This window comes from Okeania hirsuta (assembly GCF_003838195.1).
GTDB lineage: Bacteria > Cyanobacteriota > Cyanobacteriia > Cyanobacteriales > Microcoleaceae > Okeania > Okeania hirsuta.
Genome location: NZ_RCBY01000595.1, coordinates 1 through 1,243 on the forward strand (window position 1 = coordinate 1; position 1,243 = coordinate 1,243).

At 43.7% G+C, this 1,243-nt stretch carries 2 protein-coding genes; both read left to right on the forward strand.

The window, feature by feature from the left end:
* A partial coding sequence (locus D5R40_RS38725; protein ID WP_205127857.1) for a hypothetical protein occupies window positions 1–440 on the forward strand: 440 nt, incomplete at its 5' end.
* A 575-nt stretch (window positions 441–1,015) separates the two neighbouring features.
* On the forward strand, window positions 1,016–1,243 hold a 228-nt coding region (locus D5R40_RS36765; RefSeq protein WP_134239678.1), incomplete at its 3' end, for a cohesin domain-containing protein.

Consider the following 1,243-nt stretch of genomic DNA (forward strand, 5'->3'; position numbering starts at 1 on the left):
GCTGTGGTAATGTTTCCAGTTGTGAAATAAAAGTAACGGTCAGAGATGATGAGGCTCCGCAGCCATTATGTATCGTGGGACTATCTGCTTCCATTTATGAAGAAAATGGCAGCTTCATGGCTCGCCTTGATGCTACAGCCTTTGACGCAGGGGCGCAAGACAATTGCACGCCGTCCAATTTATTGAAGTACACGATTCGCAGAAATGAAGAAGGACAGACAACACCTCCGTCTTCAACCACTATCACTTTTGATTGCGATGATGTGGGCACGCAGTTGGTGCAACTCTGGGTTACTGATGCTTTAGGAAATTCCAGCTACTGTTTGACTTATATTGATGTACAGGACAACAATAGACTTTGCCCACAAACGAATAACATTCTTATGCGCAGTTGCAGGAGGAATAGCCACGGAAGTAAGAGAGTACGTACAAGATGTTAGTATTAACGTGACTGGAGGACAGCATTTTCAAATGTTACCGAGGTATGGCGGATATCTTTTCCCAGACGTGCCTTTTGGGGAAGATTTACGATTGTACCGGTTAAAGACGATGACCTGCTTAATGGTGTTATACCATTGACTTGGTGTTAATTTCAAAGCACATCTTGAATCTGCAACCTCTGGATTCCCCTTACAAAGTGATCGCTGCAGATATCGACCGTTCCGGTCATATTTCAACGATGGATCTGATCCGTTTGAGAAGATTGATCCTAACATTGATGAAGAAATGCCAAATGGCAATAAATCTTGGCGCTTTGTGGATGCGGATTATCGCTTCCCAGATGTAAAGAACCCATTCATTGCTTATTTTCCAGAGATCTTCAATATCAATATTGGACTATGATGAGATGCATGCAGACTTTATCGCGATTAAGGTGGGAATGTGAATTACACCGCTATGCAAATAGCCTGTTGGGAGTGGATGAACGCAGTACCTACGAATCTGTATCCTTACAAAACCAGGATCAATTGTTGCAAAAAGGCGAAGAGTATACAGTGACTTTACCTTGGCGGAGATGCGCGATATCATGGCCTTCCAGTTTACGCTTCAGTATGATACAGAGGGACTAAGTTTCGTCGGCGTTGAAGGAGGAGGAATTCCCAATATGAGTGAAAATAACTTTGGATTGCGTTACCTGGAACAAGGATTGATTACAGGGAGCTGGAATGAGTCTACTGATGCAGACATTGGAGCCAAGGAAACCTTGTTCCGCATGACTTTCCGTGCTGAGAGAGCCATACAA